Here is a 23,182-nt window from a genome sequence, read left to right on the forward strand (position 1 = left end):
CGCAGTATCTAACCACACATTTTCGCTATCCAACATTAAACTCCTGGAACAGATCCACATCGTATGCTTGTAACCTAAAAATCACACACCTTGGGCTCTCGCCCGAGGTGGTGGACAAGCTGTTCGATATGATCCAGACCCAGGAGTTTTTTGATGCCATGGACGAGTGTAAATGGGAATTTGCTGCGAAGCACAACTATCTCTGGCAGGCAGGGATGAACGGACGAAGCGGCGGGTATCTGGTTCTCTATCAGGGAGAAAAGCACCCGAGCGGCTACAAGTCCTACTGCACTAACTGCGGGCAGAAGAATTACCGGCTTGCTACCGATGGCAACTGCACCTGCGGTGTCTGCGGAAGACCCACTCGGGTCAATTTCTCGCAGACCCACATGCAGGTGGTAACTTATCCGGGGCGTGGCACTGATGACGGCGAGGATTTCGAGGACTGGAACATGCACGCGCTTCGTGAACGTGTAAAACTCGTGCAGGAGCTGGATCAACTGGCAGACCGTATGGTTGAGCTGGCGCTCCGGCTTACAAGAGAAGCACAGGTCATTGAAGAGGAGTATTTTCTTCCACAGACCCGCAAGGTGCTGGTCACGACCCTATAACAGAAAGGAGCAGATTTATGCTGAATGTTGGAGATAAACTGATCTGCAAAACAGAAGGACAGCCGGAAACGGAATTCTGCATTCGCGGCGAGGTCAAAAAGGTCGAAGGAGACATTGTGACCATCAGCCGTGCGCTTAAATTCGGAACGCTGCCCATGCACAAGGATCTGACGCTGCCGGAGAGCGAGCTGCTGAAATACTACACGCCATTGGACAATCAAGCGACCGATGACTGCCCCGTTAGCGGGTCTATCTATGAGGTCACGATCGTCCGCACAGGTGTCGTGTTCGTAAGAGCAGCTACCTCGGCTGCGGCCATGGATCTTGCAGACCATCTCACAACCGATCATGTCAATTGGTCAGATGACTGGAGCCCCACCGACGCCGAAGAACGCAGTGACTACGACGGCATGGTCTTTGAGGAGCCTGACTTTGACTGATTACCCGATTTCAAAAGGAAAGGAGAATCGATCTTGATATGTCAATTCAAAAGGCTGATCTACCCGAAAGCCGTTACGGCCGGTGATGCCAGCTACATGATCGCCCTGTACCGACCTTGTGAGAAGGTCATGGACGCGGCGGGGAATGTGGTTTCTGAGATCAAGGCGGTGGGTTATTGCCTGCCGACGGCAGATAATCTGCGCTATGATATGCGCGGACGTTGGAGCCGGAGCGCCAAGCATGGCATCCAATTTGAAGTCGAGGGCTTCGACGAAGTGATTGTACCCAGCAAGGAAGGCGTCATCGCTTACCTGTGCTCCGGGCAGATCAAGGGTATCGGCCCTAAAACCGCGGAAAAGATTTATGCCATGTTTGGGCAGAACACGCTGACCGTGCTGGATCATGAGCCGGAACAACTGCTTGCCGTGTCTGGCATCAGCAAAACAAAGCTCAAAAAGATTTGCGACTCCTATCTTGCCTCCCGCGGCGCACGCGATGTGGTTGCCTTTCTGGCGCCACATGGTGTAACACCTAACAGGGCGGTCAAGCTGTACAAGCAGTACGGAGAGCATACCATGGACATCGTCCGAAATCACCCTTACCGTCTGTGTGAGATGGTGGGCATCGGCTTTAAGACGGCTGACCGTATTGCTGTCAGCATGGGCTTTGACCCTCTTTCGCCGGAACGTGTGGATGAGGGGCTGATATTCACGCTGACCGATGCAGAGCTGAAAGGGCATCTGTGTATGGAAAAGCACAGCTTTCTCAAGCAATGCCTGAAGCTGCTGGATACCGAAGACCTGACGGAAGAGATGCTGGCGGTACGGGCTTCAAGAATGCTTGAGTCCGGCCGCTTGGCCTCCTACGACAGGCAGGTATACCGTGCAGTCACAGCGCGAACGGAACAGAGCCTTGCGTGGGCCGTTTACAGAATGCTTACTTATGAGAAAGCGGGGTCTCACGTCAACATTGATACGGAGATCTCCGCAGAAGAAAAAAAGCAGGGTATACAGTTGGCTTCCGAACAGCGGCACGCAGTTACGACGGCCCTGACATCACAACTCAGTGTGATTACCGGCGGACCCGGTACCGGCAAGACGCTGATCCAGCGATTCCTGCTGGATATCTATCGCAGGAAAAACCGCGGAGCAAAAATCATCTGCTGTGCGCCTACAGGACGCGCAGCCCGCAGGATGGAGCAATCGACCGGGTTCCCGGCCACTACCATTCACAAAGCGCTTGGGCTTCTGGCCGGTGAGGACGGCGACTACTGTGAACCGGAGATGCTGGATGCGGATCTGATTGTAGTGGATGAGGTGTCCATGATGGATATCTATCTTGCCAACCATCTGTTCCGCTCCGTACCGCACGGCAGTCAGCTTGTGCTGATTGGCGATGCGGATCAGCTTCCCTCTGTCGGGCCCGGCGCCGTGCTGAGCGAGATCATCGCCTGTGGCGCTGTACCGGTAGTGCGGCTGGATCGCATATTCCGGCAGAGCTATGGTAGCCGTATCGCCGCTAATGCAAAGCTCATCCGACACGGAAATCTTAGCTTGGAATACGGCGAGGATTTCCAGTTCTATGACTCCTGTGACATGAGTGCTTCCGCACAGCAGATCGAGACACTGTACCTACAGGAAACCGCCAGATACGGTGTTGACAATGTGGCACTTCTGACCCCATACCGCCAAAAGACGGAGACGGGCGTGAATGCGCTGAACGAGCGGCTTCGGGAAAAGCTCAATCCGCAGGACGGGAAAAAGCCGGAGGTTGCATACAGAAAGCGGATATATCGTTTGGGAGACAAGGTCATGCAGATAAAAAACTGCGAGGACATCAGCAATGGCGATATCGGTTATATCACTTCCGTCACCCGCGATGACACCGACAGCGTGCTGACCGTTGATTTCGGCGATGGCCGAATTGCCGAGTATGACGGCAGCGACCTTGAAATGCTGGATCTGGCCTACGCCTCCACCATCCACAAATCACAGGGCAGCGAATATAAGTCTGTTATCATCAACCTGCAGTGCGCCCATGCGGTCATGCTGGTGCGTCCGCTTGTTTATACGGCAATTACACGCGCAAAGGAGCGCGTGCTGATCGTAGGAGAGCGGAGGGCATTATGCATTGCCATCAAGCGTACAGATACGGAACAGCGCGGGACGATGCTCTCGGCGCGAATCAAAGAGCTAATCTCAAATGTGAAAGGAGATCATGACAATGGCAACTTGGCTCAGTGAGTACAAGAACTTGAAAAACGAAATGGAAAAGCAGATCGGTGCAGGACATGCCTCCCTGGAGCAGCTGATGCTGTATCAGGAGCTGCTGTATCGTATTGAGGTGCTTTATGCAAGTCAGGCATTCTGCCAGACAGCACCGGTCACGACGGATGTAGCCGTTCTGTCCGGCCATTACCAGCTGGTAGACGCCTATATCCAGTGCCTGACTAAGGAGCGGCGGCTGGGACAGCCTGCAGATCAGAATCTGAAGGCCAAGCGCCAGACGGCGTCCGAGACCCTTGAGAAGGTCGTTCTGGACTGCCGGAAGCGGTTTTCCAGCTTCACCCCAACAGATCAGAACCAGTATCGCAAGGGAGTAAGCAGCCTGATCAACACCGTTTTACCGGTTTGGTTGAAACTGCGCAACACCTACATCAACATCAGCAAATAAGAGGAGGGCTTTATCATGAGTCAGAACAACTCGAATGCCAAAACAGCTATGCTGGCAAAGCTGGACAGCATCCACAAGGTGGAGGGCTTTGACCCATCCCCGTTTGCCGTGGATTATACGGATCTCAATACGCAGGAGACGCGAAAGCGTCTTCCTGTCATGATCCAAATGGCATGGTTCCGCCTGAAATACCCTGAAGGACGTATCGCCATCCAGGTGTCGCCCGGCAAGGATTGTTTTGTGGCAACGGCGCGCATCTATCCCAGCTACAAGGACCCGGTTGACTGCTATCTCGCAGAAGCTACAGCGTCAAGGGGTCCGGATGCCTCCAAGCCTTCTGTGTCACCGCGGGAATGGGCGCAGACGGCAGCGGTCGGCATTGCACTAAGAAACGCAGGCTTTGGGCTTCAGTTCTCAGCGGCCGGCGACGATTTCGCCGACATGGCTCCGGACGAACTGCCTGCCGGCGAGATGGACACGAGCCGAGAGTCGTCGGCTATGGAGCAGCCTGTACAGGCGGAGATTGAGCCGACATACGAACCGGCAGTTCTAACGGAGGAGCAGAGATTGGAGCAGGCTTTCCAGAAGCCATGCCCCATCAAAAAGTACAGCGGCAAGACGCTTGGCGAGGTGTTAGCGATGGATCCAAACGCGATTGCATGGGTGGCCAATAAATACAAAGACAATCAGGAGCTGTCTGACGCGGCAAGGCTGATCTGCGAACATGCCATGCAGCAGGCATCCGTGTGATGCGGATATCATCACGGGGGACGGATATTCCGTCCCCCGGAAAGGAGGCTGTATGGACATCTTTCATATGTCAGACATCATTCCGCTGATTGGGCTTCCATACCCGCCATACGGAAGAAGCAACTACAATGTACCCTGCCCGTGCTGTGATGACGAGCCACATGCAAAACACCTGAACATCAATCTGCAGAAGGATGTATTTCGCTGTCCGCGCTGTGGGTTCTCCGGCGGCATTTTCGATCTGTATGCATACTATACGGGGATTGCCCGCGAGGAGGTCCGTGACGCGCTGATCGCACGCTTGGATGTGCAGGGCAGTATACCGAAGCCGGAGCACATTCCTGTACCCGTGGTTGCAGAAGTCCCACCGACAGATATTGCATCACGAAGCGACACCTATACCGGGCTTCTGTCCAAGCTGACGCTGGCCTCCGACCATCGGCAGAACCTGCAAAACCGGGGCCTATCAGATGAGGAAATCGACAGGCTTGGGTACCGGACCACTCCGGTGGTGGGAATGCAAACCATTGCAAGGCAGCTTCAATCCAGCGGATATTATCTGTCCGGTGTACCCGGCTTTTACCGAAAAGATGGGAAATGGTCCTTTGCCTGTGAGAGCCGCGGTATTCTGATTCCGGTGCGAGACAGCAAAGGCCGTATTCAAGGCATGCAGATTCGCCGGGATAATGCGGCGCGGCGCAAATTTCGCTGGGTATCCAGCAGCGGCCGCACAGACGGCTGTAAGGCGGAGGGATGGGTACATATTGCGGGGGAACCGCGCAATATGGTGCTGCTCACAGAGGGACCCATGAAAGCGGATGTCATCCATTACCTGACAGGACAGACGGTACTCGCAGTTGCGGGGGTAAATACATTGACCCAATTGGAGCTTATCCTGCCGCAGCTGCACGAGCAAGGTGTAGAACGTATCATGACTGCATTCGACATGGATTTCATGGAGAACCCCCATGTGCAAGGCGGATACAGGACGCTGGTCTCACTGCTTTCGGATGCAGGTTTTCGCTATGGCACCTATCTGTGGGATCCCCGATATAAAGGTCTTGATGATTATGTTTGGGAGCACTGCTTCCAACGGCAATTATCTTAGTGAAAAAGGGCGGTTCAGCTTCGGCTGTACCGTCCTTTTCTCGTTCCTGCGTTATCTCATATTTAGTGTTCCAACAGAAAGTCAATAATGTTCTTTTGACGGATCCCTCCACGATTGACCCGCAGCAGCGTATCCGTGGACAGAACAAGCTTTTCGTAGTTATCCGAGATGGCCTCCAGCGGCGCAAATTCCCGATCCGTGTTTTCCGGCGTAAGAATATAGCAGACTTGGATATAGAGCCGGTCGTCAGCCCGGTTTGCAACGAAGTCAACCTCTGCCACATCCTGCTTTCCGATGTTGACGGAGAAACCTCTGCGCAGTAGCTCCAGGAATACAGTGTTCTCCAGAACGCCGGCAATATCATTGTCTCGGTAGCCAATAACGGCGTGGCGCAGACCTAAATCGGAGAGATAGTATTTTTCCTGCGTCTCCAGTATCCGCTTTCCCTTGATGTCAAAGCGGACGACCTTGTGGATCAGGAAGGCGCTTTCCAATGCCTTCAGATAATTGTAGACGGTTTCCGTGCTTAGCTTTCGCCCCTGGCTTTTTAAAAAATCGGAGATTGTTTTTGCAGAAAAAGTGTTTCCGATGTTGTCCATGAGATACAGGACAATGCTCTCCAGCAGTGCCGTGTCGCGTATCCGGTTTCGTGCAATCACATCCTTCAGCAGGACGGAATTATAGATGTCATGAAGGTATTGCATGACGCGATCTTCATCCCATTTCAGCTGATGGATGCCGGGCAGTCCCCCAAAACGGAGAAAGTTAGCAAACTGTTCCTGCTTCGAGAGCTTTGCCTCATCCTCATTCTCTGCCGCGAATGCCAGATATTCTTCAAAATCCAGCGGATAGACCCGGATCTCCACATACCGCCCAGCCAACAGCGTGGCGAGTTCCCCGGAGAGGAGCTTTGCATTTGAGCCTGTTACATAGATATCGCAGTCAAGATCTACGCGGAGAGAATTTATGACCTGCTCCCAAGCGTTCACTTCTTGGATTTCATCGAGGAGGACGTAGATCCGTCCCTCTGTCTGTCCCGCGATTTTGATGATCTCTGCGTACAGCGCCTTATAGTCCCTGAGCGCCTCATAACGCAAGGATTCAAAGTTAATGAAAATGATGTTCTTCCTGTCAACGCCGCGGTCGAGCAGTTCCTGACGCGTAAGCTCCAAGAGGGCGCTTTTGCCGCTCCGCCGCATTCCTGTTATGATTTTAATCACAGGCTTATCCATAAAATCACGGATCAGCCGCATATATCGTTCACGCACGATCATGGCAGGTCACCTCCGAAGTTTTCTTTTATCATAGCACAAGCTGTGGGAAATATCAATAGTTTCTTTTATGGGAGAAATAATGTAAATGCGTCGAATCGTGTTCTTCCAAGAGAGAAACAGAGACTTTTTCCCCGCAGAGAGCCAGAAGCCTGATCCTTCGTTTCGCGCGTATTTATTGACTCAATGCGTATTTCTGCTGTAAATACGCATGCTAAACCGTGTAATTAGATAAACTAAAATGGGAGGTACTCTTATGTTGATCGCCATTGATCATGGAAATTATGCCGTTAAAACCCCGCATTTCTCTTTCATTTCCGGGCTGACAGAGCACACCGTAAAACCGCCTATGGCAGAGGAGGTTTTGGAGTACAACGGGAAATACTGGTCGCTCACCGGGCAGCGCTTGCCCTATATGAGAGACAAGACCAGAGATGATCGATACTTTATCCTGTCGCTCTTTGCCATTGCCAAGGAGCTTTCCGCTGCCGGTGCCAATACGGCGTTTGAGCAGATCGACCTTGCGGTTGGCTTGCCGCCGGAACACTACGGGATGCTGAGAGAACGCTTCGCGCAGTATTTCAGGCGGTTTGGAACAGTGAATTTTGCTTACAACAACCGTCCTATGAGCATTGTGATCCGAAATGTCTTTGTGTATCCGCAGGCGTATGCCGCTGTTGTTCCTCAAAGCGGACAGCTATTGAAAACGCTGCGGATGTTTATCGTGGATATCGGCGGATATACTACCGATGTGCTTCTCCTTCGCAACGGAAAGCCGGATCTGCAATTCTGCCGCAGTTTAGAGAGCGGAGTCATCACCATGAACAATGATATCATTGGCAAAATCAGCGCACAGCACGACATGCGCATTGAAGACGAGCATATCTGTGCAGTGCTGCAGGGGCAGGAAACGATACTGCCAGAGGAGGTAAAAAAGGCGATTCGTGATGCGGCTCAGCTGCACGCAAAAGATATTTTGGGCAAGCTGCGTGAGCTTCAGGTGGATTTGCGTACCAATCCCGCCATCTTTATTGGAGGCGGAAGCGTCCTGTTCAGACCGTTGATTGAGCATACCCCGCTTGTGGCGAAGGCTACCTTCATCGAGGATCCAAAGGCAAACGCGATCGGTTATGAGATGCTTGCGCGAGGACAGATGGCCATGCGCGCGGTACAATAATGAGGGTTCCGTTGTGAAGCGGGATGGGAAATACCGTTTTTCGCTGCAGTTCGGTTCGGAAACGCGAGAACAGGTGCAGGCAGGAGAGCTTTTAGAGCGTCTTGGAAACCGAAAAAGCGCAGTTGTCATAGCCGCACTGAATGCATATATTGCTGCACATCCCGAGCTTGCTGAACCTGCGCCGGTAAGTGTTAAAATTGACGGCGGGATAAGGCGTGAGGCGCTTGAGCAAATGATTCGATCCATTATTGACGAGCGAATCGCAAACGGTCAGTTGCTTGCCGGAGGCGTTGAAACACCATCTATACAAATGCAGGAAGATTTGAACGTGGACATTGCGGCAATGATCAGTAATCTGGAGTTGTTTGATGGTTGACTTTTAAGAACTTACAAAACTGTGAATCTACTTTTCTGTTGTTTTGATGAATACAAAACCACTTCAAGGCGTAAATACGCATTATTAAGGTGGATAATGGATTTATAGTAACTTCAACAGCACGCCTCTTTTTTGTAAAATAATAATATAGAAGGAGACGATGCTGGTGGACAAAGTAGCTCTTGGAAGACGCATAAAAGCGATGCGTCAGAACCTTGGAATGACGCAGGAGGAGTTCGCTGAACGGCTGAATTGCACGAACAGCCACCTCGGCAAAATCGAAAATGGCAAGGGCGGGATCAGCATTGAGCTGCTGGTTTCAGTGGCAAACATGCTGCACACCACAGTGGATCAGCTTTTGTTGGATTCCTATGACTATAAGGAGCAGGTCATCATGCGCGACCTTTATGAGCGTATTGATAAATTCCCTGTGAAAACAAAGATACTCACCTGCGATCTGCTGAGGCAGTTGGTTGACATCATCGAAAAGGCTCATGACGAGCATTGAGTTGTGAATGCCTTTCCCTGAAGGCAGCGATTTCTGCTTAGCAGGCACTCGGTCAACACAAATGAATATTCTGCACCGTACAGTCTATATCTGCACGGTCAACGAGAGCGAAAGGCTGTCCGGTTCTTGCTGGACAGCTTTGCGTTTTATCTGGGGAGGTTTCATCCAAATAGGAGGTGAACACTATGATGAACGGTGAAAGAAAGGAAGGAATCTGCAGACTGAATGTAGATGGTAATGGCTGCGATTATTTGCGCATTCTGAGCGATTTGGAAACCAAGCTGCGCAACAATACGAACCCAAAAGAAAAAATCGAACTGGCACTGCAGGGGGCGCTTATGTTCTACGGTGCTGACAGAGCATATGTCATCGAAGTGGACGATGAGTTGGGTATCGGAGTCAATACATATGAGTTCTGTGCCCCTGGAATAGCGCCAGAAATTGACAATCTCCAATTTATGCCGTTCGAAATGTTTCCGCGCTGGCTTTGCTCGCTAAAGAGCGATACGCCAATCATTATTACGGATCTGGAGCGGATTAAAACTGAATTCCTGGAAGAATACAGCTACTTGGGGAAACGGAGCGTGAATTCGCTTCTGGCGGTTCCGTTTCAAAAAAGACTCAATGCCGGTTTTCTCGGCGTGGATAATCCGAAACGCAATGTGGAAGATCCGGGGTTTTTACGACTTGTTATCCTTTGCGTCGTTGTGGAGTTGAATGAAATACTGCTGCAGGAATGGAGAGAACGGCGCTATGCGAGTATAAAACAACCAACAATCATTCAGGCAAATCTGTTTGGGAAACTGGAAATCATTTCTTCAACCGATGTTTTGAAAGATGATTCATTTACAAATGAGTCTGGATATGTGCTCCTGACATTTCTGCTCTTAAACCGCAAAAGAGAACATCCGCTGCGGCTGCTTACAGACGTCATATGGGAAAATACAGACATGGGAAATCCGTACAATTCGATTAAGAATGTCGTATACCGCCTTCGCAAGACGCTTGCCTGCATAGGGCTCCGCGATTTGATTCAGGCGTCGCACGGGACATTTACATTAAACCCCTATTACACAATCTTTACTGATGTTGATCGCTTCGACGATGCATGCAAACGGATCGATAATTCTTCCGACCAGGTGATTTTACAGACGCTGTATGAGAGCATTATTGGACTCTACCGAGGCAGTCTCCTTCCGCGGTACGACTTTTATCACTGGCTAATGCCCAAAACGCTGTATTACCAAAACAAGTTTCTGCACTACATGAAACGGTATCTCTCTATGCTTTATAGAGAAAAGAACTACCTTCGCGTACAGGAACTATCCATGGATTTGCTGTCCATTGATATGTATGAGTCGGAAGTCCATTACTATCTCATAAAAGCAATGCTTATGTCCGGCAGCAAGACCCTGTCACAGATTTATTTCAGGCAGGCAGAGCCGTATCTCACAGATGAGCATATGCAGGAATTGAAAACGTTTTTTACATAATGCAGAACATGAACTGCGGATTTTATCCGTTTTTGTGACCGTAGTTGAGATTATTTTGAGACTTTTCTGCCTACAAACAAGCAGGTCCTTTCACCGTAAAAATATGACTTCAGAGGCGGAGCTGTTGAGCCCTACCAAGCACCCATCCGTTTTGTACAGTTTATAAAAACTGTCAACGGGTGGGTGTTTTTATGGGCAGACAACCCTCGCTTATACAGGGAGGAGGTGGTTTTGATGCGTTGATGCGCTGCTATTCCGCTCAAATTCCTGGTTTAACCCCATATCTTACAGATCATAGCATGCCATCGTGGCGTGTTTTGATCTCTTTTGCCGGGGTGGCATGCGCCAAAGGAGGCGTAAAAAATGTCACCCACGGACGGAAGGGATGAACTGCGTGGCCGATTCACAAGATGGATCGTCATAACTGCAGAAAATGCACAGAAGAACTATCTGCGTGCTGAAAAAAAGCAATTGCAAACCGTACCCCTTGAAGAAACTGACGTTGCAATTGTGGATACGGCGCTATTATCTGCTGGTGTTTCGCCGGATAGCTTTGATTTCGAGGAACAGCGTTTGGCTGAGGCATTCCGGGAACTTCCGCTGATGCGCAGACGTATACTGGAAATGCTTTTTGTCGAAGAGCTTACACCATCTGAAATTGCAGCAAAACTCCACTGCTCTGTACAGCATGTATACAACCAGCGCTCCCTTGCAATAAAGCGATTAAGAGAGCGCCTTATAAAGGAGCGAAAAAAATGACCGACAATGAATTTAGACTGCTTCTGGAAACTGCTGTATGCGGAGACCGGGAAGCGTTGGATTCCCTGCTTGCTCTATATATGCCTCTGATTAACCGGCTGAGCAGTTATGCCGGTAATCTCGACGAGGATTGTAGGCAATACATTATGCTGCATATTGTTCTGCATATTTCGGAGTTCAGAATTTAGACAAAGGCTCCGGTGCTTTGCCGGAGCCTTATTTTTTTCTCAGAGCATTAGATTTTGCGTTTTTCGAGTGTTCTTACTTCATGAAGGCAATCCCCATTTTCAATGAACCTTGAAAATCGCATAGCGGCGCCCTCTCGTTCCTCTGGTGGCAAGCGGCTATCCATTTGGTTTGGCAGGCCAGAGCCAAGAGCACATAAATACGGACGGCAACCGTATGCGCGATGATCCGCCAGGGGCAATAATGATACTTCCGTAATTCGCGGCCCGGCCATAATGAAGGCGGGGGGATGAGATTTCCATGGACCCGTTCGCCACGGGCGGAGGGTGACTGCATCGTTTGAAGGAATAAAACCTATTCAATTGGTCAAAAATGGAGTTAGAGTTTAGGAAAGGAGTTCCTGTTGTGGATAGTTTAAGGATAAACGAAAGGTTGGAACAGCTTCGAGCCGTGGATGTCCGTTCCATAGATAAAAACGACTTGATCGACCTGAATCAGGTTACGATTGATGAAACAAAACCTGTTCCGGAGCGAGTAGCTGAATTCATGCGCCAAATACAGAATCCCTACTGTTTTCGGATAGGGGATGTTGTGATAAAGGTTGTGTACAAGGAAAACGGACCATCGTTTCAGCAGAATATGATCGATATGCTGCAAACAGTATGAGGTCTGGAAAGTTATGGTTTTCGGCAAAACCGGTAGACTTATCAGCTGCGACATGTTAAAATAAACAAGGATTCAGTCTGATACTCATCCGGAGATAATTGTCGGTGAACCTGACAAGTATATCAAAGGAGTGAGATTATGTCAGAGCTTACGAACTATAACGCCGCTATATATGTACGCCTCTCCAAAGAAGACGAAGATGCTTCTGACGGAAGAAAAAACGAAAGCAACAGCATTACCAATCAGAAACAGCTCATTCTCGATTATTTACAAGATAAACCCGAAATAAATATTGTATCCGTTCGTATAGACGATGGATATACTGGGACTAACTATGACCGACCTGCGTTCCAGCTTATGATGAATGACATCAAGGCTGGGACGGTCAATTGCGTCGTTGTGAAGGATTTGTCCCGCTTCGGCCGAGAGTACATCAATGCCGGAAAGTATATCGACCGTCTTTTTCCTTTTTACGGCGTACGCTTGATAGCGATCAACGACAACATTGACACGGTGACGCGCGATTACGCAGATGATTTCAGCATCACGCTAAAAAACCTGATGAACGACAACTATTGCCGCGATATTTCCATGAAAATTCGGAGTCAATTTCAGGTTCGGCGTAAAAACGGAGAATATCTCGGCGCCTTTGCCCCCTATGGTTATATGAAATCCGAAGATGACCATACTAAATTGGAGATCGACCCCTATGCTGCAGGCGTCATTCAGGATATTTTTCGTTGGAAAATTGAAGGAATGAGCCAAGCGGCAATCGCTAAACGCCTGACAGAGCAAAGAGTTCTGGCGCCACTAGAATATAAGAGAAGCATGGGAAGCAGGCTCAAGTGCAGCTTTCAGAAGCATGCAAAAGTCGAATGGACCGCTGTCGGCGTAGGACGTATATTGTCAAACCGTGTGTATACAGGGACGATGATACAGGGCGTTCGCACAAGGCCGAATTACAAAATCAAAACAGTGGTTGTAAACCCGCCGGAGAAATGGGTCGTGGTTGAGCAAGCGTTTGAGGCAATTGTCAGTGAGAAAACGTTTGACCTTGTTCAACGCTTGCTGAAGATGGATACGCGTGTCTCTCCCGGGAAAAACGTTGTGTTTCCCCTTGCAGGGATGCTTTTCTGCGCAGATTGCGGAAGCCCCATGGTTCGCCGGACGATTACCGCTTCCGCAGCGAATAAGCAAATATGCTATGCTTGCAGCACTTATAAAAACAGTGGAGCTTGCACAAGTCATGCGATTCCGGAACAGCAGCTTCTGGATGCGGTGCTTGCGTTGCTGCAGAAGCATATCTCCATGGTTGTTCAGATGGATGAGTGCTTAAAGGCGATCCAGGACGCGCCGCTTCAGCATATCCGCGCACGCAAGGCTCAGGAGCGAATGGAAAAAGCTGAGATGGAAGAAATAAAGTACAGGAAGCTGAAAGCTTCTTTATATGAAGACTTCAAGGAGGATATTATCCCGAAAGAGGATTTTCTTGAAATACGGGCACAGTACGATTCTAAAATCACGGATGCACTGATCGCGAAAGAACAAGTTCAGCGTGAACTCAATTTGGAACTTGACAAATCGGGCCGACGGAGCCAATGGGTCCAAGACCTGATTGCCCATCAAAATATTCCATCGCTTACAAGAGCTGTTGCTGTTGAATGTATGGAACAGATCCGCGTGTATGAAGACAAGACCTTGGAGATTGAGTTTGCGCATGCGCAGGACTATGCCGAGATGTTGGCACAGGTTCAGGAAAGCTACAGCAATGTTGCGGATAGCGATAAGGCGGTGGTTTGAAATGGCAAGAACGAGCAGAAAAAACATAGCGCCTCCTGTGAAATCACCACCTACGCCAAAGTCAGAATACTCTGCGGCTTTGTATGCCCGCATCTCGGTTGAAGATGAACGAAAAAGAGAAGCTGACACCATTGGCAACCAAATTCAGCTTCTTCGGGATTTTGCAGGCGAGGATCCGGATATCAGCGTATTTGATGTGTATTGCGATGACGATGTATCCGGGACGGATTTTCAACGGCCGGAGTTTTCCCGCATGATGAACGATATCCGGGACGGGAAAGTAAATTGCGTCATTGTAAAAGACCTGTCGCGCCTTGGCCGAAATCATCTTGAGTCCGGCGAGTTTATTGAGATGGTATTCCCGTATCTGAATGTGCGCTTCATTTCTATTACGGATAGATTCGATTCGCTATATAAGCAGGCAGATATTTCTGTGCAGATAAAGAACCTTCTAAATGAACGTTACGCAAAAGATGTGTCAAAGAAGATATGCTCCGTGATGGAATCCATGCAGAAGCAGGGGAAATACGTGGGCAGCAAGGCGCCGTATGGGTATTTAAGGGATCCGATGGATAAACATCATCTTGTCATAGACCCTGAAGCAGCGCCCATCGTAAGGGAGCTGTTTGAGATGGTTGCCGAGGGCTGCACTCTGCATTATGCAGCCGTCACAATGAATGATAGAGGAATTCCTTCCCCCGGTCGTCATAATTTCAACCTCGGTCTGGTAAAGAGTGATAAATTCAAGAATTCTCTCTGGTATCAACAGACCGTGAGAAAAATCCTGATTGACAGGACATATCTCGGATGGACAATCGGCGGGAAATACCGCTCAGACTTCTATAGCTCGGGGGAGAAAAAAAGCAAGGCAGTCCCCAAAGAAGATTGGATCATTACAAAGGGCACTCACGAGCCAATCGTTTCGGAAGGGCTCTTTGATTGCGTGCAAAAATATTTCGATGACCTAAAGCACACGGCAGGAGCAGCGACAAAGTACAACTGTAAAAGCAAGCAGGCGAGTATTTTTAAGGGACACCTGCGCTGCGGGGAATGCGGGAAGGCAATGTTTCTGCGTGCCAAGAAGAACAATGGAAAGACGACATGGTGGTATTACTGTACTCTGCATGAAAACTACAATTCGTCCTACTGCCCCAAAAAGGCGGTGAAGAAAGACGAACTGGAATCGTCCGTTCTACGCTTGATAAAAGTTCAAATGCAGTTGTTTACCGATGCACAGGCGATTGTTGCGTCCTTAAATCAACGAGAGAAAAATAAAAGCCGATATAGAATTTTTCAAGAGCAGATTAGAAGTGTTATGGCAAGGATAGACCTGTACGGCGAGCGGAAAGCTACGCTCTACAGGAGCTTCAAAGAAGGCATCCTTTCCGAGCAAGAATATATCGCTGAAGCGAATGCGTGCGCTACCAAGGCGGATGAGCTTAGGATTTTTGCCCATGAGCTTGAAAAAGAGGCGCAGAAGTATTCTCCTGAATATAAAGGGAGCGCCTACTGGACAGAGCTCATCAAAGAGTATGGCAATCGAACAGAGCTGGACGCTGCAATGGTGGACGCCCTAATTGACGAGGTAGTACTGTTCAACGACGGTCACTACGAAGTGAAGCTGAAGTATCGGGACGAAATGGAAGAGCTTCTCCTCAACGCGGCTCTTTGGCAGAAGGAGGCACAGCGCTATGCCTGAAAAGACGCTTGCCATGTATATTCGCCTCTCAGTCGAAGATGGAGATCTTCGCTCATCAACGGATAAGAGCGAGAGCAACAGTGTTACCAACCAGCGGAAGATCCTTCAAAGCTACATCGAGCAGACTCATGATCTGCTCCCTTATCGCATTACGGAATTCTGTGATGACGGCTATAGCGGAACCAGCTTTGAGAGACCGAATTTCAAGCGCATGATGGAACTGGTTCGCAGAGGAGATATCCATTGTATTATTGTGAAGGATCTATCCCGCTTCGGCCGTGAGTATTTGGAGGTAGGAGCGTACCTCGAATTGATTCTTCCGCTCTTTGGCACGAGGTTTATTTCCGTCGGCGATGCCTTTGACAGCAATGATTACATCGGAACGACCGGAGGCATGGAACTTGCACTGAGAAACCTTGTAAATGGGATGTACAGCAAGGATCTTTCCCTGAAAATCCGAAGTGCCGTAAAAACCCGCAACCGTAGAGGCTTGTACTGGGGTGGTCAAGCCTTTTATGGCTATCGGTTGGATCCATCAGACAAGCACAAGCTTTTAGTGGATGAAGATGTCCGTACAACGATAGAAAGAATCTTTGAATGGTGCATTGAAGGTTTGAGTACGATGGAAATTGCTAAACGTCTCAATGCACGAAAGATACCATCCCCGGCGGAGCATAAAAGGCAGAACGGAGAGCGCTACAATGGGCGGGTTCTTGAAAGCGAACCGCTGTGGCTTGGCGGAACGGTTCGAAAGATTCTGAACGATGAAAGATATACCGGGAAGATGATAAGCGGAACCAGAGAAACTGTGGGTATCCGCTCGAATAAAATGCGAAGCCTCCCGAGAGAGGATTGGGTCGTTGTTGAGGGAACGCATGAGGCTATCATTTCGCCTGAAACCTATCAGCAGGCGATCAGTGCGCTGAAATCGCGGATACGGACTGTAAATAACAACACTGCCGGAAACCGTTCACAAAATCTGTTCGTCTGTGGGTACTGCGGCCGAAAACTGCAGCGCTCTCACGGGAAACAGGTTCATCTGTTCTGTGTGCGGGCGCGTTTTGAGCATAGCCCCGGATGTGAATCCTTGCATGAGAATGTTGACGCATTGCAGGCCAATGCGCTGCAGGTGGTAAAGCTGCATGCCAAATTGCTGCTTTCAAAATCAGATTATATCAAAAATCTGGACAGCTCCAAGCGTGAGCAGATAAAGAGCCAGATCCGCATTGCTGATATGAGGTTGGGACACATCAACAGCACAAAGGGATTTCTATATGAGGAGTACCGTGCAGGCAAATACACCAAAGACCGGTTCAAAGAGATCCAGCAAACGAATCAGATGGAATGTGAACGATTGCAGATCCAAATCAAGGATCTGAGGAAGGAACTGGAGGATTGGAACAAACGGTATGACGCAGCCTGCAACACCACGCAGAGCGTAAAGGATATTCTGGCTCTGTCAGAATATCGTCCGGAAGTGATTGCCCGGCTTGTGGATCAGGTGCGTGTTTTTGAGAACGGGAGGGTCGAAATTGAGTTTCGCAACGTAGATGCATTTGAAAGGCTCCTTTTGCCAGAGAGCATTTCACATCCCATGAAGCACAATGCTGTTTAGCAAAGATGTCCCCAAATTGCTCTCGAACAGGGATGTTCTTGTCTGCCCAAATCCCTATTATCACAGCAATTATCCCTATTATCACAGCAGTTTTGCGAAAAAAGCCGATTTTTTTAGAAATTTGAGGAGCCAAAAACCCAGTAAAATAGGGCAAAAATTTCCCTCGTCCCTATCTTGACACAAGCAGAAGGCCAGGTGTTCGGTGTGGGATGTAAAATATTTACCATCGCCGGACCGGTGATCCTGTACGGAATCTTTACCTCCTGGCTGCTGGGACTCATTTATTATCTGCTGCAGTGGACGGGGGTGATCTCATGACGCAGATGATCGGAAAACAAAGCCTGCAATTTGAACATGCGCCGCATATACTGGGGCATGCCTCAATTGTAGGAAAAAAAGAAGGAGAGGGTCCCCTTGGACATTTGTTTGATGTGGTTGGCGAAGATGCGCTGTTTGGTGAGAAAACGTGGGAGGCAGCTGAAAGCTATCTGCAGAAACAGGCTGGGGAAATGGCCATCGGAAAAGCGGGACTAGAGAGCTGGCAGATCCGCTATATCTTCTCCGGCGACCTGCTGGCCCAGGGAGTGGCGACTTCCTTTGGGCTGGTGGATCTGAACATTCCCCTGTTCGGACTGTACGGAGCCTGCTCCACCATAGGGGAAGCATTATCCCTGGGAGCCATGACGGTAGCTGCGGATTATGCGGATTATGTAATCTCTATGGCTTCCAGTCACTTTGGCAGTGCGGAGAAGGAGTTCCGTTTCCCCTTGCAGTACGCCGGCCAGCGGCCCTTGTCCGCTTGCTGGACAGTCACCGGATGCGGTGCGTTCGTGCTGGGCAAAGACGGAGGAAAAGTCCGTATAACCGGTATTACCACCGGGAAAATCGTAGATTACGGTATCAAAGACTCCCTGAATATGGGAGCATGTATGGCGCCTGCGGCCTGTGACACGATCTATCAGAATTTTATGGATTTCAACCGTCAGCCGTCCGACTATGACCGTATATTTACCGGAGATCTGGGAAATGTAGGGAAAACCATTCTTCTGGAGCTGCTGAAGGAAAAAGGGTTTGATATCAGCAGCCAGCATACGGACTGCGGGATAGAGATCTATGACGCAGAACGCCAGGATACCCACAACGGAGGCAGCGGCTGCGGCTGCGCAGCCGTAACCCTGTCGGCCTATATTATGCGGCAGCTGGAGAAAAAAGCGTGGAAACGGGTTATGCTGGTACCTACCGGAGCGCTGCTCTCAAAGGTAAGCTACAACGAAGGAAATACAGTTCCCGGAATCGCCCAGGCGGTTGTACTGGAGAGCTGCTGATCAATTTTTTCCGTTCCAACGTGCATAATGCCTTATGAACGGGACAAACTAAGTGTATTGTCCACGCAAAGAAAGAGAAGGGAGATGGACATCAATGGATTATATCAATGCTTTCTGGGTAGGCGGCCTGATCTGCGCCCTGGTTCAGATATTGATGGAAAAAACGAAACTGATGCCCGGCAGAATCATGGTACTGCTGGTATGCAGCGGTGCGGTACTGGGAGCTCTTAACATCTATCAGCCATTCCAGGAATTCGCAGGAGCCGGAGCCAGTGTTCCGCTTCTTGGATTCGGGAATCTGTTATGGAAGGGCGTCAAAGAGTCGATCGCAAGCGACGGATTCCTCGGTATCTTTATGGGGGGCTTCACCGCCAGCGCTGTAGGAGTATCCGCAGCTCTGATCTTCGGATACCTGGCATCCCTTATATTCAATCCCAAAATGAAAAAATAAAGATATTTCAAGTAACGAGGCTTCTGCCCGTGCTTTTAATATAGATTAAGGATATACAACCGCGGATGTATATCCTTTTCTCTTGTTATTCTGTTCCCCCTTTCCGGGATATTCAGCTGCGAATCTGCACTCTGAATAATTACAGTTGAAAATTTGCGGCAGAAAGTTTATAATAGGGAAGCTAGGGGGAATAGGATGGAACACAAATGGAGGAAACTGTTTTCTTATTACAAACCTTATAAGTGGCTTTTTATATCAGATATGTTTTTCGCTGTGGTGGGTGCCGCGGTGACTCTGGTGATTCCGCTGATCGTCCGCTATATTACCAGCCGGGTAACGGCGCTGCCGCTAAACGATGCGGTGCAGATGGTACTGCGGCTTGGAATATTGATGATTGGTCTGGTGCTGATTGAATTTGTCTGCAATTTTTATATTGCCTATTACGGACATATTATGGGAGCGAAGATCGAGTATGATATGAGAAATGAGATCTTTGCCCATTATCAGAAATTGTCGTTCGCTTTTTATGATAATCAAAAGGTTGGGCAGCTGCTGTCCAGGGTTACGAATGATCTGTTTGACATCAGTGAACTTCTGCATCACGGGCCGGAGGACGTATTTATTTCCCTGATCAAGATGATCGGTTCTTTCGTGATTCTGTTTCAGGTGAATATGCCGCTGACATGGGTGGCTTTTGCATTTTTGCCGGTAATGCTCATCTATGCGTTTTATTTTAACACGAAAATGAAGCACGCGTTTAAGCAGAATCGGGCGAAGATCGCGGATATTAACAGTCAGATCGAGGATAATCTTTCCGGCATCCGGGTGGTAAAGTCTTTTGCCAATGAAGAGATCGAGCTGAAGAAGTTTTATAAAGGCAACAGCAAGTTTGTGGATGCGAAGAAGAGAAGCTATCTGTATATGGGAGGATATAATTCGGGGCTGGGGGCCTTGACGACCCTGGTAACCGTGGTAGTGCTGATGGCCGGCGGGATGTTTATTGCCAAGGGAACGGTCAATGCATCGGACCTGATTACGTTTCTTCTATATATTAATAACTTTACGGAGCCGGTGAAGAAGCTGGTGAATTTTACGGAGCAGTTCCAGAACGGATACAGCGGGTATGAGCGCTTTTTGGAGATTCTGGATGTGGAACCGGATATCAGGGATGGAAAAGATGCAGTTCCGATCCGGAAGCTGCGGGGAGATATCGTATTCGAAGACGTCTCCTTTCGCTATGAGGACAGCACAGATAAGGTGCTTCATCATGTGAGCCTGGATGTGAAGGCGGGTACTTATATCGCGCTGGTGGGATCTTCAGGCGCCGGTAAGACAACGCTTTGCAGCCTGATCCCGAGATTTTATGATGTTACTTCGGGACGTATTACGATTGACGGAATCGATATAAGAAATATGCGTTTGAAGGATTTGAGAGATCAGATTGGAATCGTGCAGCAGGACGTGTATCTGTTTGCCGGAACAGTAATGGATAATATCCGGTATGGAAGGCCTGATGCCACGGATGAAGAAGTCGTCCGTGCGGCAAAACTGGCCAATGCTCATGAATTTATTATGGAAATGCAGGATCACTATGATACGGATATCGGTCAGCGGGGAGTGAAGATCTCCGGCGGACAAAAGCAGAGATTATCCATTGCCAGGGTATTTTTAAAGAATCCGCCGATCCTTATTTTCGATGAAGCCACTTCGGCGCTGGATAATGAGAGTGAACGGGTGGTTCAGGAATCTCTCGAACGGCTGGCGGCTAACCGGACCACCTTCGTGATCGCCCACCGTCTGTCCACTATCCGCAATGCGGAGAAAATATTGGTGCTGACAGAGGAGGGAATCCAGGAAGAGGGAACACATGAGGAACTTCTTGACAAAAACGGAATCTACGCGCGCTTATATCAAATGCAGTTCCGCAATGAGGGGACTACGGTTCCATGATAAGGGATACCCAAAGGGCATCCCGTAATACATGCCCTGCGGGCGGGCATGCAGCTTTTGCTGCATGATAAGGTATAAAATAAAGGGAACTTGTTTAATATAATGAACAAAGATTTCCCGACTCTATAGGTGGAACCGGAGCCGGCGGATCCAGCTTAACGGCTGTTTATCGGCAGAAAATAACCGGTATCCCCCGCTGAAAAGAGATTGAAACTACGAATAGAAAAAAGGATAGGAAGTAAAGTTATGGGAATAGAATTTAAGAAAATAGCATTGGAAGACCGGGATCTGGTCACTAAGTACCTCTGGGCCTCCCAGGTCAGAAGCTGCGAAGAAACATTTGCCAACACCTACCTGTGGTCCAGGCAGTATCCGATAGAATTTGCCATCGTCGACGACATGCTGGTATTTCAGACAATACAAGAAAATCCCTCCTTTGATTTTCCCAGAGGACAGGGGGATTTAAAAAGCTGTATGGATAAAATGATGGAGTACTACGAGGAAAAAGGTTATCCATTCCGGATGCACCTGGTAACGGAAGAGGATTTTGCAAAGCTTGCGGCACTCTATCCGGGAAAAATGAAGATCGAGTACGACCGGGATTCGGCGGATTATGTCTATGAAACGGAAAAGCTGATCACTCTGGCCGGTAAAAAATATCACGGTAAGAGAAACCATATCAACAAATTCCGGGAGTTGTATCCGGATTGGGTGTATGAAAAGATTACGGATGATAATCTGGACGACGCGTTCCAGATGGCGCTGAAATGGCGGCATGAAAATGCCTGTGACCAGGATGAGGAAAAGCGTCTGGAGCTGTGCGTAACCATGAATGCGCTGCGTCTGTTAAAAGAACTGCATTTGTCGGGCGGCCTGATCCGTGCCAAAGGCCAGGTGGTGGCGATCGCGATCGGAGAGCCGGTAAGCGAAGATACCTTTGTGGTCCACAATGAAAAAGCTTTCGCCGATGTGCCCGGGGCGTATCCGATGATCAACCAGCAGTTTGCGGAACATGAAGCCCAAAATTATAAATATACGAACCGGGAGGATGATGCGGGAAGTGAAGGTCTAAGAAAAGCCAAATTGTCGTACCGGCCGGAAATCCTGCTTCAAAAGGGTGTGGTCACTTACGCCTAAACCAGGTTAACTGCTGAACAAAAATCGGTCCAACACTTTAACTATACATTACGGGGCTGCCGGGAAATAAATCAGTCATATCAGATATGGAACATGTTTTCAGGTTTCACATCAAATATCTGGTATGCAAATTTTATTTCCCGGCAGCCTCATTCATTTTTAGAATAATGCAGTATTTTTTACAATCATACGTCAGGCAGATATTATGTTCGGTCCCGGGCTCCATCTTTAAGAATTGCCAGTGCCCATTGTCCGTGCAAAAAGGTAAACACCTACCAGTGTCTCTGCGATAGATGCTCCCAACAACACTCCTGAAATAAAATCCCGGAAACCGGAACCGCCGAGCAATTGTGAAAGTGCAAACATGGAAATTCCTATTATAATCAGCATGATTCCCAACATGGATTGTTTTTGCTTTTCTAACACCTGTATCCGTTTGAGCATATCTGTCATCTGTCGATCATCCACGGAGCAGATGTTATTCCTGTCATTCATGTTTCCATCCATTAATTCTGCGATTGTAATTCCTAACTGCTGGCACAGTGGCTGCACGATGCTGTAATCAGGCATACATTTCCCGCATTCCCACTTTGAAATCGTTTTATTCGATATCCCGAGTTTTTCCGCAAGCTGCTCCTGAGTCATATTTATTTCTTTCCGCTTCTGCGAAATGAAAGATCCTGTTCTTATCTTGTCCATCTTAGAACCTCCCGTGTTTTCTTATCATCATCCAGTTTATCAAAAATGGAGTCATTGGAACACCACTTATACAGAGAATTTGAGGGGAATTATAGTTTTACCCTAATCTGAACGAAATATTTTCCGAATTCGCAATAGTTAAAGGACATCCCGGTATTCACTGGGGGAAATACCAACGATCTTCTTGAATACGCTGCTGAAATAATACTGGTCGGTATAACCGCAGGCAGAGGAGATCTCATAGATCTTCAGGTTCGTGGAGGACAAAAGATGCCTGGCGTGCTCGATACGGGCCAGATTGATATACTCGTTGACGCTCATACCGGTGGAGGATTTGAAGAGCTGTCCGTAATAATTCTGGCTCAGGAACAGCTTAACTGCTACGGAGCCTACACTTAAGGTTTCCTCTGTATAGTGTTCCCGGATGAACTGTTTTCCATGTTCGAATCGAATAGAATGTTATTATTTATGGATAATATGATCCATG

23 protein-coding genes and 1 pseudogene are annotated in these 23,182 nt (G+C 48.8%); 21 read left to right on the top strand and 3 right to left on the bottom strand.

Annotated features, from left to right (window positions below; genetic code table 11):
* Nucleotides 1–107 precede the first annotated feature (107 nt).
* The 6 genes from ABC831_RS10730 to ABC831_RS10755 are packed head-to-tail and all read left to right on the top strand — an operon-like array spanning nucleotide 108 to nucleotide 5,583.
* A complete protein-coding gene (locus ABC831_RS10730) occupies nucleotides 108–611 on the top strand; it encodes a hypothetical protein (RefSeq protein ID WP_343248123.1) in 504 nt (167 codons plus the stop codon).
* 17 nt (nucleotides 612–628) lie between these two features.
* A complete protein-coding gene (locus ABC831_RS10735; RefSeq protein WP_069431386.1) occupies nucleotides 629–1,051 on the top strand; it encodes a hypothetical protein in 423 nt (140 codons plus the stop codon).
* Between the two features lie 33 nt (nucleotides 1,052–1,084).
* A complete protein-coding gene (gene recD2, locus ABC831_RS10740) occupies nucleotides 1,085–3,295 on the top strand; it encodes an SF1B family DNA helicase RecD2 (protein ID WP_343248124.1) in 2,211 nt (736 codons plus the stop codon).
* Entirely contained in the window at nucleotides 3,276–3,725 is a 450-nt protein-coding gene (locus ABC831_RS10745; protein ID WP_069431388.1) for a hypothetical protein, read from the top strand. Before recD2 ends, ABC831_RS10745 begins: the two co-directional genes overlap by 20 nt.
* A gap of 15 nt (nucleotides 3,726–3,740) precedes the next feature.
* On the top strand, nucleotides 3,741–4,475 hold the full coding sequence (locus tag ABC831_RS10750; protein ID WP_069431389.1) for a hypothetical protein: 735 nt from the start codon (nucleotides 3,741–3,743) through the stop codon (nucleotides 4,473–4,475).
* 52 nt (nucleotides 4,476–4,527) lie between these two features.
* A complete protein-coding gene (locus tag ABC831_RS10755) occupies nucleotides 4,528–5,583 on the top strand; it encodes a DUF3854 domain-containing protein (protein WP_343248125.1) in 1,056 nt (351 codons plus the stop codon).
* Nucleotides 5,584–5,645: 62 nt separating this feature from the next.
* Here ABC831_RS10755 and ABC831_RS10760 read toward each other — a convergent pair whose 3' ends face one another.
* A complete protein-coding gene (locus ABC831_RS10760) occupies nucleotides 5,646–6,857 on the bottom strand; it encodes an ATP-binding protein (protein WP_119980268.1) in 1,212 nt (403 codons plus the stop codon).
* Between the two features lie 253 nt (nucleotides 6,858–7,110).
* On the opposite strand from ABC831_RS10760, the gene ABC831_RS10765 reads away from it, so the two are divergent.
* The 15 genes and pseudogenes from ABC831_RS10765 (at nucleotide 7,111) to ABC831_RS10835 (ending at nucleotide 21,996) form a co-directional block, all read left to right on the top strand.
* Nucleotides 7,111–8,031: a ParM/StbA family protein gene (locus tag ABC831_RS10765; protein WP_119980269.1), complete on the top strand. Its 921-nt coding sequence runs from the start codon at nucleotides 7,111–7,113 to the stop codon at nucleotides 8,029–8,031.
* A 13-nt stretch (nucleotides 8,032–8,044) separates the two neighbouring features.
* Nucleotides 8,045–8,407: a hypothetical protein gene (locus ABC831_RS10770; protein ID WP_069431393.1), complete on the top strand. Its 363-nt coding sequence runs from the start codon at nucleotides 8,045–8,047 to the stop codon at nucleotides 8,405–8,407.
* A 166-nt stretch (nucleotides 8,408–8,573) separates the two neighbouring features.
* Nucleotides 8,574–8,915 carry a helix-turn-helix domain-containing protein gene (locus tag ABC831_RS10775; RefSeq protein ID WP_165860657.1) on the top strand — a complete coding sequence of 114 codons (342 nt, stop codon included), beginning with the start codon at nucleotides 8,574–8,576 and terminating at the stop codon, nucleotides 8,913–8,915.
* A gap of 185 nt (nucleotides 8,916–9,100) precedes the next feature.
* On the top strand, nucleotides 9,101–10,408 hold the full coding sequence (locus tag ABC831_RS10780) for an AfsR/SARP family transcriptional regulator (RefSeq protein ID WP_343248126.1): 1,308 nt from the start codon (nucleotides 9,101–9,103) through the stop codon (nucleotides 10,406–10,408).
* Nucleotides 10,409–10,771: 363 nt separating this feature from the next.
* Nucleotides 10,772–11,167: a sigma-70 family RNA polymerase sigma factor gene (locus ABC831_RS10785; RefSeq protein ID WP_119980273.1), complete on the top strand. Its 396-nt coding sequence runs from the start codon at nucleotides 10,772–10,774 to the stop codon at nucleotides 11,165–11,167.
* Nucleotides 11,164–11,355, top strand: coding sequence for a helix-turn-helix domain-containing protein (locus ABC831_RS10790; RefSeq protein ID WP_119980274.1), 192 nt, complete (start codon nucleotides 11,164–11,166; stop codon nucleotides 11,353–11,355). Before ABC831_RS10785 ends, ABC831_RS10790 begins: the two co-directional genes overlap by 4 nt.
* Nucleotides 11,356–11,758: 403 nt before the next feature.
* A complete protein-coding gene (locus tag ABC831_RS10795) occupies nucleotides 11,759–12,019 on the top strand; it encodes a DUF6870 family protein (protein WP_343248127.1) in 261 nt (86 codons plus the stop codon).
* 138 nt (nucleotides 12,020–12,157) lie between these two features.
* A complete protein-coding gene (locus tag ABC831_RS10800) occupies nucleotides 12,158–13,819 on the top strand; it encodes a recombinase family protein (protein WP_343248128.1) in 1,662 nt (553 codons plus the stop codon).
* Between the two features lies 1 nt (nucleotide 13,820).
* Nucleotides 13,821–15,518 carry a recombinase family protein gene (locus ABC831_RS10805; protein ID WP_343248129.1) on the top strand — a complete coding sequence of 566 codons (1,698 nt, stop codon included), beginning with the start codon at nucleotides 13,821–13,823 and terminating at the stop codon, nucleotides 15,516–15,518.
* Nucleotides 15,511–17,133: a recombinase family protein gene (locus ABC831_RS10810; RefSeq protein ID WP_343248130.1), complete on the top strand. Its 1,623-nt coding sequence runs from the start codon at nucleotides 15,511–15,513 to the stop codon at nucleotides 17,131–17,133. The genes ABC831_RS10805 and ABC831_RS10810 overlap by 8 nt, the downstream gene beginning before the upstream one ends.
* A 186-nt stretch (nucleotides 17,134–17,319) precedes the next feature.
* A pseudogene (locus ABC831_RS10815) lies at nucleotides 17,320–17,451 on the top strand (SpoVA/SpoVAEb family sporulation membrane protein); the annotation flags it as partial.
* Nucleotides 17,448–18,458, top strand: coding sequence for a stage V sporulation protein AD (locus ABC831_RS10820; RefSeq protein WP_343248131.1), 1,011 nt, complete (start codon nucleotides 17,448–17,450; stop codon nucleotides 18,456–18,458). The pseudogene ABC831_RS10815 and the gene ABC831_RS10820, both read left to right, overlap by 4 nt.
* Before the next feature lie 94 nt (nucleotides 18,459–18,552).
* Nucleotides 18,553–18,909: a SpoVA/SpoVAEb family sporulation membrane protein gene (locus ABC831_RS10825; protein ID WP_158350190.1), complete on the top strand. Its 357-nt coding sequence runs from the start codon at nucleotides 18,553–18,555 to the stop codon at nucleotides 18,907–18,909.
* 195 nt (nucleotides 18,910–19,104) lie between these two features.
* Entirely contained in the window at nucleotides 19,105–20,859 is a 1,755-nt protein-coding gene (locus ABC831_RS10830) for an ABC transporter ATP-binding protein (protein WP_343248132.1), read from the top strand.
* 246 nt (nucleotides 20,860–21,105) lie between these two features.
* Complete coding sequence (locus ABC831_RS10835; RefSeq protein ID WP_343248133.1) at nucleotides 21,106–21,996, top strand: DUF2156 domain-containing protein; 891 nt, start codon at nucleotides 21,106–21,108, stop codon at nucleotides 21,994–21,996.
* A gap of 228 nt (nucleotides 21,997–22,224) precedes the next feature.
* On the opposite strand, the gene ABC831_RS10840 is transcribed toward ABC831_RS10835, so the two are convergent.
* Nucleotides 22,225–22,695 (bottom strand): helix-turn-helix domain-containing protein, encoded by a 471-nt coding sequence (locus ABC831_RS10840; protein ID WP_343248134.1) that lies wholly within the window; start codon nucleotides 22,693–22,695, stop codon nucleotides 22,225–22,227.
* 138 nt (nucleotides 22,696–22,833) lie between these two features.
* The gene (locus ABC831_RS10845; protein ID WP_343248149.1) at nucleotides 22,834–23,148 is read right to left on the bottom strand and encodes a helix-turn-helix transcriptional regulator; all 315 of its coding nucleotides are present in this window, start codon (nucleotides 23,146–23,148) and stop codon (nucleotides 22,834–22,836) included.
* Between the last annotated feature and the right edge of the window lie 34 nt (nucleotides 23,149–23,182).

The sequence above is a fragment of the Diplocloster hominis genome, from assembly GCF_032380655.1.
Taxonomy (GTDB): domain Bacteria; phylum Bacillota; class Clostridia; order Lachnospirales; family Lachnospiraceae; genus Diplocloster; species Diplocloster hominis.

Coding starts and splice junctions, on each gene's coding strand:
- ABC831_RS10735 (WP_069431386.1), top strand. CDS start 629: ATGCTGAATGTTGGAGATAAACTGATCTGCAAAACAGAAGGACAGCCG.
- ABC831_RS10745 (WP_069431388.1), top strand. CDS start 3,276: ATGGCAACTTGGCTCAGTGAGTACAAGAACTTGAAAAACGAAATGGAA.
- ABC831_RS10750 (WP_069431389.1), top strand. CDS start 3,741: ATGAGTCAGAACAACTCGAATGCCAAAACAGCTATGCTGGCAAAGCTG.
- ABC831_RS10755 (WP_343248125.1), top strand. CDS start 4,528: ATGGACATCTTTCATATGTCAGACATCATTCCGCTGATTGGGCTTCCA.
- ABC831_RS10760 (WP_119980268.1), bottom strand. CDS start 6,857: ATGATCGTGCGTGAACGATATATGCGGCTGATCCGTGATTTTATGGAT.
- ABC831_RS10765 (WP_119980269.1), top strand. CDS start 7,111: ATGTTGATCGCCATTGATCATGGAAATTATGCCGTTAAAACCCCGCAT.
- ABC831_RS10780 (WP_343248126.1), top strand. CDS start 9,101: ATGATGAACGGTGAAAGAAAGGAAGGAATCTGCAGACTGAATGTAGAT.
- ABC831_RS10785 (WP_119980273.1), top strand. CDS start 10,772: ATGTCACCCACGGACGGAAGGGATGAACTGCGTGGCCGATTCACAAGA.
- ABC831_RS10790 (WP_119980274.1), top strand. CDS start 11,164: ATGACCGACAATGAATTTAGACTGCTTCTGGAAACTGCTGTATGCGGA.
- ABC831_RS10800 (WP_343248128.1), top strand. CDS start 12,158: ATGTCAGAGCTTACGAACTATAACGCCGCTATATATGTACGCCTCTCC.
- ABC831_RS10805 (WP_343248129.1), top strand. CDS start 13,821: ATGGCAAGAACGAGCAGAAAAAACATAGCGCCTCCTGTGAAATCACCA.
- ABC831_RS10810 (WP_343248130.1), top strand. CDS start 15,511: ATGCCTGAAAAGACGCTTGCCATGTATATTCGCCTCTCAGTCGAAGAT.
- ABC831_RS10820 (WP_343248131.1), top strand. CDS start 17,448: ATGACGCAGATGATCGGAAAACAAAGCCTGCAATTTGAACATGCGCCG.
- ABC831_RS10825 (WP_158350190.1), top strand. CDS start 18,553: ATGGATTATATCAATGCTTTCTGGGTAGGCGGCCTGATCTGCGCCCTG.
- ABC831_RS10830 (WP_343248132.1), top strand. CDS start 19,105: ATGGAACACAAATGGAGGAAACTGTTTTCTTATTACAAACCTTATAAG.
- ABC831_RS10835 (WP_343248133.1), top strand. CDS start 21,106: ATGGGAATAGAATTTAAGAAAATAGCATTGGAAGACCGGGATCTGGTC.
- ABC831_RS10840 (WP_343248134.1), bottom strand. CDS start 22,695: ATGGACAAGATAAGAACAGGATCTTTCATTTCGCAGAAGCGGAAAGAA.